Source organism: Pseudomonas sp. HLT2-19-2 (genome assembly GCF_054898005.1).
In genome coordinates this window covers 5,947,502-5,960,889 of record NZ_CM142712.1, presented here as the reverse complement: position 1 = coordinate 5,960,889, position 13,388 = coordinate 5,947,502, and the positions used below count along the sequence as shown (strand labels likewise).

Sequence of the window (13,388 nt, the reverse complement as noted above, 5' to 3'; positions counted from 1 at the left end):
AAGACCGCATTCGCGGGCAAGCCTCGCTCCTACAGGATTTGTGTGATCTGTAGGAGCGAGGCTTGCCCGCGAAGCTTTTAGCGGCTAGCCAGCAATGCCTGACCGCGCACTACAGCCTTCTTGACCTGCGCCGGCGCGGTCCCGCCGATATGGTCACGGGCATTCACCGAGCCTTCCAGCGTCAACACGGCGAACACATCCTGGTCGATCTGGTCGCTGAACTTGCGCAGCTCTTCCAGGCTCATTTCCGCGAGGTCTTTGCCGCTTTCCACGCCGTACTTCACGGCATGGCCAACGATTTCGTGGCAGTCACGGAACGGCAGGCCACGACGTACCAGGTAGTCGGCCAGGTCGGTGGCGGTGGAGAAACCGCGCAGTGCCGCTTCGCGCATCATCGCGTGCTTGGGTTTGATCGCCGGGATCATGTCAGCAAAGGCCCGCAGCGAGTCACGCAACGTGTCGGCGGCGTCGAACAGCGGCTCCTTGTCTTCCTGGTTGTCCTTGTTGTAGGCCAGTGGCTGGCCTTTCATCAGGGTCAGCAGGCCCATCAGTGCACCGAAAACGCGGCCGGTCTTGCCACGCACCAGCTCCGGCACGTCCGGATTTTTCTTTTGCGGCATGATCGAGCTGCCGGTGCAGAAGCGGTCTGGCAGATCGATGAACTGGAACTGGGCGCTGGTCCACAGCACCAGCTCTTCGGAGAAGCGCGACAAGTGCATCATCGCGATGCTCGCGGCCGAGCAGAATTCGATGGCGAAATCGCGATCGGAAACGTTGTCCAGCGAGTTACCGCCAACAGCGTCGAAGCCCAACAGTTGGGCGGTGAATTCGCGGTCGATCGGGTAGGTGGTGCCTGCCAGTGCGGCGCTGCCCAGCGGCATGCGATTGGTACGTTTGCGGCAATCGACCAGGCGCTCGTAATCGCGGCTGAGCATTTCGAACCACGCCAGCATGTGGTGCCCGAAGGTCACCGGCTGCGCGGTTTGCAGGTGAGTGAAGCCCGGCATGATGCTGCCGGCTTCGCGCTCGGCCTGCTCCAGCAAGCCTTTTTGCAGACGGGTGATTTCGCTCAGGATCAGGTCGATCTCGTCACGCAGCCACAGGCGGATGTCGGTGGCGACCTGGTCGTTGCGGCTGCGGCCGGTGTGCAGCTTCTTGCCGGTCACGCCGATGCGGTCGGTCAAACGCGCCTCGATGTTCATGTGCACGTCTTCGAGGTCGATGCGCCAGTCGAACTGGCCGGCCTCGATTTCACCCTGGATGGTCTTCAGCCCATCGGTGATGCTGTCGCGCTCGGCATCGGTCAGCACGCCGACTTTGGCCAGCATCGTGGCGTGGGCGATCGAGCCCATGATGTCGTGGCGATACAGGCGCTGGTCGAAAGTGACGGAGGCGGTGAAGCGGGCGACGAAGGCGTCGACGGGTTCACTGAAGCGGCCGCCCCAGGACTGATTGGTCTTGTCAGTGCTCATGAATTCGCTCGTATCGGCTGAAGAAAGATGGCGTTGAAAGCTGTCGCGGATAATAACAGGGTTGCCAATACTGTCGCTGACACTGGTCGACACGTTTTTCCCCATGCTGCGGACCCTACTCGAGTCAACGCCGCGGGGAATTGCGCAACGATATTTTTCAAATGAGCAATATCGTGCCGGCAACCGTCTACAGTTGGACAGTAGGACAGGTGGATCAGCGCACTTTCAGGCGCTGCAACTGGCTATAAGAAGAGGGGGTGTTCATATTGTGTATCAACAAACCCTACAGCGATGCTTCGCCAACGCGGGACTGTGCCGCCAATCGCCAGGCAGATGAAAATTTAGCCGTCGGTCGCGCGGCACTTTTTGGCCTTCGCGCTAGTCTTAGCGTGGATCGCGGTGACGGACGTCACTTCACCTGTCTACGCTATCCTTGTGCGAGACTCACGCAGGAATCCAGCGCAATATGAATGTCCTGATCGTTGATGACGAACCCCTGGCCCGCGAGCGCCTGAGCCGAATGGTTGGCGAACTCGAGGGATACAGTGTCCTGGAGCCTAGCGCCACGAACGGCGAAGAGGCGTTGGCACTGATCGACAGCCACAAACCGGATATCGTGCTGCTCGATATCCGCATGCCGGGCCTCGATGGCCTGCAAGTGGCTGCACGATTGTGCGAACGCGAAACCCCACCCGCCGTGGTGTTCTGCGCAGGGCCCGATGAATTTGCCGTGGAAGCCTTGCAGGCTAGCGCCGTAGGCTATCTGGTGAAACCCGTGCGTACAGAACAATTGCATGAAGCGTTAAAGCAAGCCGAGCGGCCCAATCGCGTCCAGCTGGCGGCCCTGACCCGTCCCGCCGCCGAAAGTGGCAGCGGCCCACGCAGTCACATCAGCGCCCGTACCCGTAAAGGTATCGAACTGATTCCGTTGGGTCAGGTGGTCTACTTCATTGCGGATCACAAATACGTGACCTTGCGCCATGAAGGCGGCGAAGTGCTGCTGGATGAGCCGCTCAAGGCACTTGAAGATGAATTTGGCGACCGCTTCGTGCGCATCCACCGCAACGCGCTGGTCGCCCGCGAACGCATCGAACGCCTGCAACGCACGCCTCTTGGGCATTTTCAGCTGTTCCTCAAAGGCTTGAACGGCGATGCCCTGATCGTCAGCCGACGCCATGTGGCCGGCGTGCGCAAGATGATGCAGCAGCTTTAATCCGCCATTTACGGGCGGGTTTCATCCCGATTGCTGGGTGTCTGAGGCCAGGGAGGCCACGCGGTTTCTGATACAAGTCAAAGTGGATTTGGCTGAGCTGTTATTATCCGCCGTATCTATTCAGTACGGATTGATCCATGTCCTCTCGCGAAATCCGCATCGCCACCCGTAAAAGTGCTCTCGCCCTGTGGCAGGCCGAATACGTCAAAGCTCGTCTGGAAGAGGCCCATCCGGGTCTGCTCGTGACGTTGGTGCCCATGGTCAGTCGCGGTGACAAGTTGCTCGACTCGCCACTGTCGAAAATCGGCGGCAAGGGCCTCTTCGTCAAAGAGCTTGAAACCGCGCTGCTGGAAAACGAAGCCGACATCGCTGTGCACTCCATGAAAGACGTGCCGATGGACTTCCCTGAAGGTCTCGGTCTGTTCTGCATCTGCGAACGCGAAGACCCGCGCGATGCGTTCGTCTCCAACACCTACGCCAGCCTGGATGAGTTGCCGCAAGGCAGCATCGTCGGCACCTCCAGTCTGCGCCGCCAGGCCCAGTTGCTGACCCGGCGTCCGGACCTGGAGATCCGCTTCCTGCGCGGTAACGTCAACACGCGCCTGGCCAAGCTTGATGCCGGCGAATACAACGCCATTATCCTTGCTGCTGCCGGCCTGATTCGTCTCGGCTTTGAAGATCGCATCACCTCGGCCATCAGCGTCGACGACAGTCTGCCGGCCGGTGGCCAAGGCGCGGTGGGTATCGAATGCCGTAGCGTCGACAGTGAAATTCACGCGCTGTTGGCGCCGCTGCACCATCAGGACACCGCCATCCGCGTGACCGCCGAACGTGCTCTCAACAAACATTTGAATGGCGGCTGCCAAGTGCCAATCGCCTGCTACGCCGTGCTTGAAGGTGAGCAGATCTGGTTGCGTGGCCTTGTCGGTGATCCGAGCGGTGGTCTGCTGCTCAGTGCCGAGGCTCGTGCACCACGCAGCGACGCCGAAGCCCTGGGCGTGCAAGTGGCTGAAGACCTGCTGAGTCAAGGCGCCAACGACATTCTGGAAGCAGTCTACGGCGAGGCAGGTCACGAGTGACGGGCTGGCGCCTGCTGCTGACGCGTCCCGCGGATGAGTCGGCGGCGCTGAGCAGTCTTTTGGCCGAAAAGGGGATTTTCAGCAGCAGTTTGCCGCTTTTGGAGATCGAGTCGATTCCTGTCTCTGACACAATGCGCGAGGTGATTCAGGGTCTGGATCGCTTTTGCGCGGTGATCGTAGTCAGCAAGCCGGCCGCCAGAATTGCAGTGGATCTGCTCGACCGGTATCGGCCGCGACCACCTCGTCTGAAGTGGTTCAGTGTGGGCGCAGCCACCGCGCAGATCCTCGAGGATCGCGGGCTGGACATCAGCTTCCCGGTGGATGGCGATGACAGCGAAGCGCTGCTTGAACTTCCCTCGTTGCGCGAGGCGATCGCACGGCCCGGTCCACGCGTGTTGATCATGCGCGGGAAGGGCGGACGCGAGTTGCTGGCTGAGCGTTTGCGCGAGCTAGGTGCTAGTGTCGAGTATCTGGAGTTGTACAGTCGCGGCCTGCCGAAGTACCCGTCAGCGGCCCTGCCTGAGCGGATCCGCGCGGAACGCTTGAACGGGCTGGTGGTCAGCAGTGGACAGGGTTTTGAGCACCTGCATCAATTGGCCGGCGATGCCTGGCCGCAATTGGCGCAGTTGCCGTTGTTTGTTCCAAGCCTCAGGGTCGCCGAGCTGGCACGTGCCGCCGGGGCCCAAACAGTTGTGGATTGTCGCGGCGCCAGTGCCGCGGCTTTGCTGACGGCGTTACGGGAGCATCCCGGACCCGTTCTCTAATGCAAAGGATGGATACGTGAGCGAAGCAGCCTTGCCTAAAGATGACGTCCAGCCAGTGCTCGATGCACCGGTTGAAGCACCGGTTGAAACCGGACCACCTGCGGCAGTGCAGCGCCGAGGCAATGGGCTGGCAATCGTCGCGCTGTTGTTGGGCGCTGCCGGTGTCGCCGTGGGCGGTTGGGGAGTCTGGCAGGTGCGTCACCTGCAAGCCAATAATCAACAGCAGTTGAGTCAGGTTCAGGCATTGAACGATCAGGCGCAGGACCTGAAGCTCAATGAACAACGCCTGACGGCTCGCCTGGAACAAATGCCTGCCGCCGACGAGCTCGACGCGCGCAGTCGTTTGGTCACTCAACTTCAAGGCGATCAGCAACGCTTGAATCAACGTCTGGAAACGGTTCTCGGCGCCAGCCGCAAGGACTGGCGTCTGGCCGAGGCCGAGCACCTGCTGCGTCTGGCCAGCCTGCGTCTGTCCGCATTGCAGGACATCAGCAGTGCCCAGGCCCTGGTGCAGGGCGCCGATGAAATTCTGCGCGAACAGAACGACCCGGGTTCCTTTGCCGCTCGCGAGCAAGTGGCCAAAACGCTGGTGGCATTGCGTAGCACCGAGCAGCCGGATCGCACCGGGCTGTTCCTGCGATTGGGGGCGCTGCGCGATCAGGTGATCAGCCTCACCGAGCTGGCACCCGAGTACAAGGATCGCGGTGAATCCCTGTTGGGTCTCACCGCCGATGGCGACGGCGCGAGTCGCTGGGCGCAATGGTGGGATCAGGTCTCGCGCTACATCCGCATCGACTTCAACGCCGACAAGAATGTGCGTCCATTGCTGGCTGGGCAGAGCCTGAGCCAGGTTCGTCTGGCCCTGAGCCTGGCACTGGAGCAGGCGCAATGGGCCGCGCTCAATGGCCAGGCAGCCGTTTACACCCAGGCGCTGGCGGAGGCGCGGGACGTGCTCAAAGGCAACTTCAATCCGGACAACCCTCAGAGCAAAGTGATGCTTGAGCAGGTTGGCGAGTTGAGCAAGCAGCCGGTCACCGTCGTCACGCCAGATCTGACCGGTACGCTGAGCGCGGTTCAGGGGTATCTGGAGCGGCGTAACGTCAACGCCGAGGACTCGATCAAGCCGCTGGCCAAACCTGCCGCGGACACCGCGCAGGAGGCGACGCCATGAAACGCTTCTATGTGATCGTGTTCCTGGTGATCGCCGCTGCCGCTGCGCTGGGGTTGGCGATTGCCGAGCATTCGGGTTACGTGCTGATCGCCTACAAAAGCTTCCGCTACGAATCGAGCCTGTGGGCAACCCTGGCGTTGGTCGCCGTGCTGTGGCTGGTGTTCTGGGGCATCAAAGCGCTAATCGATCTGGTGACAACCTCCAGCGGTGTGGTCAATCCCTGGTCGCGGCGCAACCGTAGTCGCCGGGTGCAGGTGGCGATTGAACACGGTCAGCTGGATCTGGCCGAAGGTCGCTGGGCCAGTGCACAGCGTCATCTTCATCGGGCCGCGGAAGCCGAGCGCCAGCCGTTGCTTTACTACCTCGGCGCTGCCCGGGCCGCGAACGAACAAGGTCATTACGAGGAAAGCGACAACTTGCTGGAGCGCGCTCTTGAGCGACAGCCTCAGGCGGAGTTGGCGATTGCCCTCAGCCACGCCCAAATGCAGACCGACCGCGGCGATACCGAAGGCGCCCTGGTGACTCTGCAAGCCATGCACGAGCGTCATCCTCGTAACGTCCAGACCTTGCGTCAGTTGCAGCGCTTGCATCAACAGCGAGGCGACTGGTCAGCCGTGATTCGCTTGCTGCCCGAACTACGCAAGGACAAGGTTCTGCCACCGGCCGAGCTGGTCGAACTGGAGCGCCGGGCCTGGGGTGAGAACCTGTCACTGGCGGCGCATCAGGAAGAAGACGGGACGGTCGGCTTGCAGTCGCTCAATCGCGCCTGGCAGCAGTTGACTTCAGCTCAGCGTCAGGAGCCGCAACTGGTGCTCGCTTATGCCGAGCAGCTTCGGCAGCTGGGTGCTCAGGTCGAGGCCGAAGAGATTCTGCGAGCGGCGCTCAAGCGCACCTACGACAGTCATCTTGCACGCCTCTATGGCCTCGTTCGCGGCAGTGATCCGGCACGTCAACTGCACACCGCCGAGGGCTGGCTCAAAGACCATGCGGCCGACCCGAGCCTGCTGCTGACACTGGGGCGCTTGTGTCTGCAAAGCAGCCTTTGGGGCAAGGCACGAGACTATCTGGAAAGCAGTTTGCGCATGCAGCGCAATCCGGAAGCCTGCGCGGAACTGGCGCGGCTGCTGGCGCAGCTGGGTGACACCGAGCGCAGCAATCAGTTGTTCCAGGAGGGCTTGGGCTTGTTGGATAAGCGCTTGCTGGCGGCACCGTTGCCAGTTCCTGTTCACGCTTGATGAGTGAATGACGGGTCGCTCGAACGGGCGATCCAGTCGGCTGCAATCTGCCGGGATTTTACCTTTGTAGTCCGTCATCGGCAGAGTCCTACAGAGGACTACACCTAATCCTCTCGCTTCTGTCGGGAATTCCCTACACTTCTGTTGAAGTGTCCCTGCTGGCCTGCCTTGAAAGGCTGGCGTGCTTTCCTCTACCGTAACCGTCTGTCTCTACTGTTACGGAAATGCCATGTCTTTGGCCTGCTCACGCTCCTTGTTTTTCATGGCTTTCATTGCAGGTGCCCTGGCCCTGGGCGTGTCCTATTACCTGGAATATGCAGTCGGCCTCAAGCCTTGCGGGTTGTGCCTGTTACAGCGGTTTTCCCTCGCGTTACTCACGGGTACCTGCCTGATGGCTTCGGTGCATGGGCCGGGCCGCTTCGGGTCTTTTCTGTATTGGATGCTCGGTCTGTTTTGCAGTCTGGCGGGTACGGTCATGGCGTGGCGGCAGGTATTGCTGCAGAGCGATCCAATGCATCAGCTGTTGACGTGCTCACCCAGTCTGGCTGTTCAGTACGAGGACCTGCCCTGGTTGTGTCAGGTCACGCAGATGTTTAAAGGGGAGGCAGAGTGCGCGGAGATTTTCTGGACACTGTTCGATCTGAGCATTCCTGAGTGGAGTCTGCTGCTCTTCATGGCGATGACGGTTTTAGGTATTTATCAGGTGTTGCGTCTTGTCTGGAAAGCCTGTCAGCGACCGCTCAGCGGCGAGTTGTCACACCGCTCGCTGGCGGTTGATTAAACACTTGTATGAACTTTATCTCCTGCGTACCTTGAAGCCATTGTCGCGCGGGCATAATCTGGCCCGCACGTGTCATTGGAATTATGTTGCTCGAATGACGCTCTGCCTGGCCGATACTTGACCTTCAAGTGTGCGACGGGTGTAGGGCAGCATGACCCACAAGGGAAGAGAGATCACCATGCTCGAAAGTTGTCAGAATGCTCAAGAACGCTGGGGTGGAGTGCATCTGCTGATCGATCGCTGGTTGCAGGAGCGTCACGAACTGGTTCGGGCCTATGATGCGCTCGGCGCCAAGCCTGAGACTCTGAGCGAGAACCGCAAGCCGTTGCAGGAGTTCTGCGGCGTGCTGGTCGATTACGTGTCTGCGGGGCACTTCGAGATCTACGAGCAGTTGACGGGGGAGGCCAAGGCCTTCAACGACAAGCGTGGTCTGGAGTTGGCCGAGACGATTTACCCTCGCATCGACGTCATCACCGAGAAGCTGCTCGCGTTCAACGACCTGTGTGATGCAGGTCAATGCGTGGCAGAGAAATTCAAAGAGCTGGGTGGCCTGTTGCACGAACGCTTCGAACTGGAAGACTGCCTGATCGAAGTGCTGCACACCGCTCACAAGGAAGAGGACCCGGTTCAGGCCTGAACCCCTTCCTGCAAGACCTCAAAAAACGGTGCGCTATGCGCGCCGTTTTTCGTTCCCGGTATTCAGCTTGTGGCACCGCGCAATTCGACTTCGAATACCAGCGGTGTAAACGGCGCAATCAGGTCGCCGGCACCCTCGGCGCCATAGGCTTCGGCCGATGGAATCACCAGACGCCATTTCGCGCCGACCGGCATTTGCTGCAACGCGCTGTGCCATCCGCTGATCACGCTGTCGAGACTGAACCACTGCGGCTGACTGTTCTGATCGAACACTGTGCCATCGGGAAGGCGACCGATATACAGCACTTGGACTTTGCCGTTGGGGCCGGCTTTGGCACCAGTGCCCGGCGCCAACTCCGTTAGCAATACTCCATCTGCCAGCTCACGAACGCCCGGTTTGGCTTTTTCCTCGTCGAGAAACGCCCGCTCTTTTTGGAGCGCGATTTCGCTTTGCGGCAGGGTTGGTTGCAAGGCGACCTGGGCTTCGTGCTCGGCAAGGATCTGTTCGATCTGCTCATCTTTCAACGCCAGGGGTTTGCCTTGATAGGCTTGTTGCAAACCTTCGATCAGCGCCTGAAGTTGCAGATCGGGAACCTCCTGGCGCAGGCGTTCGCCGAGGCTCGCGCCCAGGCTGTAAGAGAGATCGTGAGTGTCATTTCCTTTGGTTTTTTCGGCGGCCTGGGCCACGGAAAAAAACACGCACAGTGATAAAAAAAGGTAGCGCGACATGGGCACTCTCCGACCTGAGATGCGCAGGATTATGCCAGTGTGAATGCGCTCAACGGTGAACTGGTTTTGTGCAGGCGAAGAAGAATTTCAATCCGTTGCAACGCAGCGCTTTGGATACTGTCAACATGCCCTAGCGGCGGTAGCAGCAGAGGTCTAGTATGAGCCGCACCCACGTCAGCCAGGAGGTAAACCATGTCGGCCACCAAGAAGCCAGTAAATACTCCGTTGCACTTACTCCAACAACTCTCGGGCAGCTTGCTCGAGCATCTGGAAAACGCTTGTTCCCAAGCCATGGCTGATGCTGAAAAACTGCTCGCCAAACTGGAAAAGCAGCGCGGAAAAGCGCAGGAAAAATTGCACAAGTCCCGTACCAAATTGCAGGACGCTGCGGCGGCCGGCAAGGCCAAGGCACAAACCAAAGCCAAGGGCGCGGTGAAGGAGCTTGAGGACCTGCTCGATGCCCTCAAGGATCGTCAATCGGAAACTCGCAGCTACATTCTGCAACTCAAGCGCGATGCTCAAGAAAGCCTGAAATTGGCCCAGGGCGTCGGTCGTGTTCAAGAGGCTGTCGGCAAGGCGTTGTCCCTGCGTTCGGCCAAGCCTGCTGCGGCTCCTGCCAAGAAAGCCGCTGCCAAACCGGCTGCTGCAAAAGCACCGGTGAAAGCGGCAGCAAAACCAGCAGCAAGAAAAGCAGTCGCTGCCAGCGCTGCGAAACCAGCTGCTAAAACGACGGCTGCCAAGCCTGCCGCAACCAAATCTGGTGCTGCAAGAACGGCCGCTGCCAAACCCGCCGTGGCGAAAACTGCCGCTGCTAAACCAGCTGCAAAAACGGCTGCTAAACCCGCAGCAAGACCAGCAGCCAAAACTGCAGCGGCGAAACCTGCTGCCAAGCCAGCCGCCAAATCTGTCGCGGCTAAAACCGCTGCAAAACCTGCTGCGAGAACCGCGGCCAAACCCGCTGTAAAAGCAGCGGCCAAGCCGGCCGCTAAACCCGCTGCCAAACCGGCCACCGCCAAACCCGCTGCCAAGCCAGCGGCGGCGAAGCCAGCTGCAAAACCAGCAGTGAAAAAAGCGGTTGCGGCCAAGCCGGCCACCGCGCCAGTTGCCAAGCCAGCCACCCCGGCTCCGGCTGCAACGCCTGCTTCAGCAGCAACCACCTCGACAGCCACACCAGCGTCAACGCCGGCAACCGCTTCGAGTGCAGCAACCACCCCAACCAGCGCTTCCTAAGTGCCGGATACCGCGACGCGCAGCTGATGCAGCGCGTCACGGTCCAGGTGGACGGCGCCTGCCGTCACACCTTCCAGCCAGGCCGATAGATCGGTCGCCTCACCTTGCGGCCAACTCTGTGCCAATCGCTCCAGCCGCAACAACAGATGTCGTTCGGCCTCGAGCTCCAATGTCTTCATTTGTTCGCGCAACGTAGTCAGCTCGGCATCCTCAGACGCGGCGGCTTTCCATTGCATGCGCAATGCTCGCAGCGGTTGAACGACATCGGTATCCCAGGGCTCGGCCACATTGCGAAGTAGCTGCAATCGCTGCTCGTTACAGGCAACACCCCGCTGTGCCAGCCACAATCCACCGAGCAGCAGGCACACATTCACGCCCGCCGACTGTAATTGCAGGCAGGCGTGTTCAACGCCGGGACGGGCGTAAGTGCCAAGGGAAAAGCTCCACAGGTCAGAGGACATAGTGCTACTCGCGCCAGTTGCGAGCGAAGCTGGTAGACTCCGCCGCCATTATGATTCGACTTCAGAACCTGACTTTACAACGTGGCCCGCAACGTCTGCTAGAAGACGCCGAGCTGACCCTGCACGCCGGCCACAAAGCTGGCCTCATCGGTGCCAACGGCGCCGGCAAATCGAGCTTGTTCGCCTTGCTTCTGGGTGACCTGCACCCGGACTCGGGTGATTGCTTCTTGCCGGCGGACTGGCGCATCGCCCACATGCGCCAGGAGATCGACACCCTCGATCGCGTGGCGGTCGACTATGTGCTCGATGGCGACCTGCGACTGCGCGAGGTGCAACGCGACCTCGCCGCAGCCGAAGCGGCCCATGACGGTGCCGCTCAGGCCCGCCTGCACTCCGAGCTCGACAGCGCCGACGGTTACACCGCCGACGCCCGAGCGCGCAAGTTGCTGGCGGGGCTTGGGTTCACCAACGAGCAAATGGATCGCCAGGTAGGAGATTTCTCTGGTGGTTGGCGGATGCGTCTGAACTTGGCGCAGGCTTTGATGTGCCCCTCGGACCTTCTGCTACTCGACGAACCGACCAACCACTTGGACCTCGACGCCATCATCTGGCTCGAAGAATGGCTCAAAAGCTATCCCGGCACCTTGATGCTGATTTCCCACGACCGGGACTTCCTCGATGCCGTGGTCGATCACGTGGCTCACGTCGATCAGCGCAAGATCACCCTGTATCGCGGTGGTTACAGCGCCTTCGAACGCGCCCGTGCCGAACGTCTGGCCCAGCAACAGCAGGCCTACGAGAAGCAACAGGTGCAACGTGCGCACATGGAAAGCTACATTGCCCGCTTCAAGGCCCAGGCCACCAAGGCCCGTCAGGCCCAGAGCCGGATCAAGGCCCTGGAGCGGATGGAAGAACTGTCCGCCGCCCACGTCGATTCGCCGTTCGATTTCGTTTTCCGCGAATCGGTGAAGATCTCCAGCCCGCTGATTGACCTGTCTGATGCTCGGCTGGGTTATGGCGATAAAGCTGTGCTGGAAAAGGTCAAGCTGCAACTGACCCCCGGTGCACGGATCGGTTTGCTCGGCCCGAACGGCGCCGGTAAATCGACCCTGATCAAAAACCTCGCCGGTGAACTCGAGCCGTTGTCCGGTCGATTGACCCGTGGCGAGAACACCGTCGTCGGTTACTTCGCCCAGCATCAGCTGGATTCGCTCGACTCCAAGGCCAGCCCGCTGCTGCATATGCAGCGCCTGGCGCCGACCGAGCGCGAGCAGACCCTGCGCGATTTTCTCGGCGGGTTCGACTTCCGTGGCGCGCGGATCGATGAGCCGGTGCTGAATTTCTCCGGTGGCGAGAAGGCTCGTCTGGCGCTGGCGTTAATCGCCTGGGGCCGGCCGAACTTGCTGCTGCTCGACGAACCGACCAACCACCTGGACCTGGAAATGCGCCTGGCGCTGACCATGGCGCTTCAGGAATTCAGCGGCGCGGTGCTGGTGGTCTCCCACGATCGCCATTTGCTAAAAAGCACCACCGACAATTTCTACCTGGTAGCGGACGGCAAGGTCGAAGAATTCGACGGCGATCTGGAAGACTACACCCGTTGGCTGGTGGACTACCGTCAGCGCAATGCGCCCGTCAGCACCACCCCGGTAAACCCGGACAAGACCGATAAGAAGGCCCAGCGCCAGGCCGCCGCTGCGTTGCGTCAGCAACTGGCGCCGCACAAGCGTGAAGCCGACAAGCTCGAAGCCGAGCTGGGCAAGCTGCACGAGAAACTGGCGAAGATCGATACCAGCCTCGGCGACAGCGACATTTACGAACCGGCGCGCAAAAACGAATTGCGTGATCTGTTGGCCGAACAGGCCAAGCTGAAGGTACGTGAAGCCGAACTGGAAGAAGCCTGGATGGAAGCGCTGGAATTGCTCGAAAGCATGCAGGCGGAGCTGGAGGCGCTGTCCTGATGGAAGCCTTCAAGCTGCCATTGCCTGCCGTGTGGATTGAGCCGATCTGGCTCTTTGTGCAAATCCTGCTGATTCTGTTGGCGGGATATGTCGCCCAGCGCTGCGTCGCCAAGTGCCTGACTCGCCTGGGTGAGCGGTATCCGTTTCCACCGCAATTGCTGATGCCGCTGCGCGGTGGTCTGCGCTGGCTGATCATGGGCAGTGCGCTGATCTTCGTACTGGAACGCCTGGGGGTGTCGGCGACGGTGCTCTGGACCGCGTTGTCCGGGTTTGTCGCGGTAGCGGCGGTGGCGTTCTTCGCGATATGGAGCGTGCTCTCCAATCTGCTGTGCGCGATCCTGATCTTCACCGTCGGCCCATTCCGCCTCGGCGACGTGGTCGAGTTGGTGGACACCACCGACAAGCCTGGCGTCAAAGGCCGGGTAGTGGCGATCAATCTGCTCTACACCACGCTGATCGAAGCCGAAGAACTCGGCACCGGCAGCGCGATGGTGCAAGTGCCCAACAGCCTGTTCTTCCAGCGCTCGGTTCGACGCTGGCGCGGCAACGATGTATTCCCTTCCAGCAGTTTCGAAAAGTAGCCGAAATGCCGACCACGCTGGTCGGCAGCTGTACTGTCCTGCAAAAAATCGGTAGTCATCGGCCCAAAGCCGCAT

The 13,388-nt window shown here is 60.5% G+C and carries 13 protein-coding genes and 1 pseudogene; 11 read left to right on the top strand and 3 right to left on the bottom strand.

The annotated features are described in order from the left end of the window. Positions 1-77: 77 nt before the first annotated feature. On the bottom strand, positions 78-1,472 hold the full coding sequence (argH, locus tag ACYZTU_RS28100; protein WP_282479539.1) for an argininosuccinate lyase: 1,395 nt from the start codon (positions 1,470-1,472) through the stop codon (positions 78-80). 356 nt (positions 1,473-1,828) lie between these two features. On the opposite strand from argH, the pseudogene ACYZTU_RS28095 reads away from it, so the two are divergent. The 8 genes and pseudogenes from ACYZTU_RS28095 to rsd all read left to right on the top strand — a co-directional run. Then, positions 1,829-1,942, top strand: a pseudogene (locus ACYZTU_RS28095) (sensor histidine kinase); the annotation flags it as partial. Then, positions 1,939-2,685, top strand: coding sequence for a LytR/AlgR family response regulator transcription factor (locus ACYZTU_RS28090; protein WP_461967094.1), 747 nt, complete (start codon positions 1,939-1,941; stop codon positions 2,683-2,685). The pseudogene ACYZTU_RS28095 and the gene ACYZTU_RS28090, both read left to right, overlap by 4 nt. 137 nt (positions 2,686-2,822) lie before the next feature. Then, positions 2,823-3,764, top strand: coding sequence for a hydroxymethylbilane synthase (gene hemC / locus ACYZTU_RS28085; RefSeq protein ID WP_461967091.1), 942 nt, complete (start codon positions 2,823-2,825; stop codon positions 3,762-3,764). Continuing rightward, positions 3,761-4,528: a uroporphyrinogen-III synthase gene (locus ACYZTU_RS28080; protein ID WP_461967090.1), complete on the top strand. Its 768-nt coding sequence runs from the start codon at positions 3,761-3,763 to the stop codon at positions 4,526-4,528. The genes hemC and ACYZTU_RS28080 overlap by 4 nt, the downstream gene beginning before the upstream one ends. Positions 4,529-4,544: 16 nt before the next feature. Further along, positions 4,545-5,699 (top strand): uroporphyrinogen-III C-methyltransferase, encoded by a 1,155-nt coding sequence (locus tag ACYZTU_RS28075; protein WP_461967088.1) that lies wholly within the window; start codon positions 4,545-4,547, stop codon positions 5,697-5,699. Beyond that, the gene (locus ACYZTU_RS28070; protein WP_461967086.1) at positions 5,696-6,934 is read left to right on the top strand and encodes a heme biosynthesis HemY N-terminal domain-containing protein; all 1,239 of its coding nucleotides are present in this window, start codon (positions 5,696-5,698) and stop codon (positions 6,932-6,934) included. The genes ACYZTU_RS28075 and ACYZTU_RS28070 overlap by 4 nt, the downstream gene beginning before the upstream one ends. A 229-nt stretch (positions 6,935-7,163) precedes the next feature. Beyond that, positions 7,164-7,715 (top strand): disulfide bond formation protein B, encoded by a 552-nt coding sequence (locus ACYZTU_RS28065; RefSeq protein ID WP_461967085.1) that lies wholly within the window; start codon positions 7,164-7,166, stop codon positions 7,713-7,715. 178 nt (positions 7,716-7,893) lie between these two features. After that, complete coding sequence (gene rsd, locus ACYZTU_RS28060) at positions 7,894-8,352, top strand: sigma D regulator (protein ID WP_449645393.1); 459 nt, start codon at positions 7,894-7,896, stop codon at positions 8,350-8,352. Between the two features lie 62 nt (positions 8,353-8,414). Here the strand turns inward: rsd and ACYZTU_RS28055 are convergent, their stop codons facing one another. Then, positions 8,415-9,080 (bottom strand): FKBP-type peptidyl-prolyl cis-trans isomerase, encoded by a 666-nt coding sequence (locus tag ACYZTU_RS28055; RefSeq protein ID WP_461967084.1) that lies wholly within the window; start codon positions 9,078-9,080, stop codon positions 8,415-8,417. A gap of 192 nt (positions 9,081-9,272) precedes the next feature. On the opposite strand from ACYZTU_RS28055, the gene ACYZTU_RS28050 reads away from it, so the two are divergent. Continuing rightward, the gene (locus ACYZTU_RS28050) at positions 9,273-10,310 is read left to right on the top strand and encodes an AlgP family protein (protein WP_461967083.1); all 1,038 of its coding nucleotides are present in this window, start codon (positions 9,273-9,275) and stop codon (positions 10,308-10,310) included. Here the strand turns inward: ACYZTU_RS28050 and ACYZTU_RS28045 are convergent. Then, positions 10,307-10,771, bottom strand: coding sequence for a TIGR02444 family protein (locus ACYZTU_RS28045; RefSeq protein WP_461967082.1), 465 nt, complete (start codon positions 10,769-10,771; stop codon positions 10,307-10,309). The two genes, ACYZTU_RS28050 and ACYZTU_RS28045, sit on opposite strands and share 4 nt — an antisense overlap. 50 nt (positions 10,772-10,821) lie before the next feature. Between ACYZTU_RS28045 and ACYZTU_RS28040 the strand changes: the two genes are divergently transcribed. Together ACYZTU_RS28040 and ACYZTU_RS28035 are read left to right on the top strand one after the other, a co-directional pair. Then, positions 10,822-12,732 carry an ATP-binding cassette domain-containing protein gene (locus ACYZTU_RS28040; protein ID WP_461967080.1) on the top strand — a complete coding sequence of 637 codons (1,911 nt, stop codon included), beginning with the start codon at positions 10,822-10,824 and terminating at the stop codon, positions 12,730-12,732. Further along, positions 12,732-13,313: a mechanosensitive ion channel domain-containing protein gene (locus ACYZTU_RS28035; protein WP_461967078.1), complete on the top strand. Its 582-nt coding sequence runs from the start codon at positions 12,732-12,734 to the stop codon at positions 13,311-13,313. Before ACYZTU_RS28040 ends, ACYZTU_RS28035 begins: the two co-directional genes overlap by 1 nt. Positions 13,314-13,388: the final 75 nt, after the last annotated feature.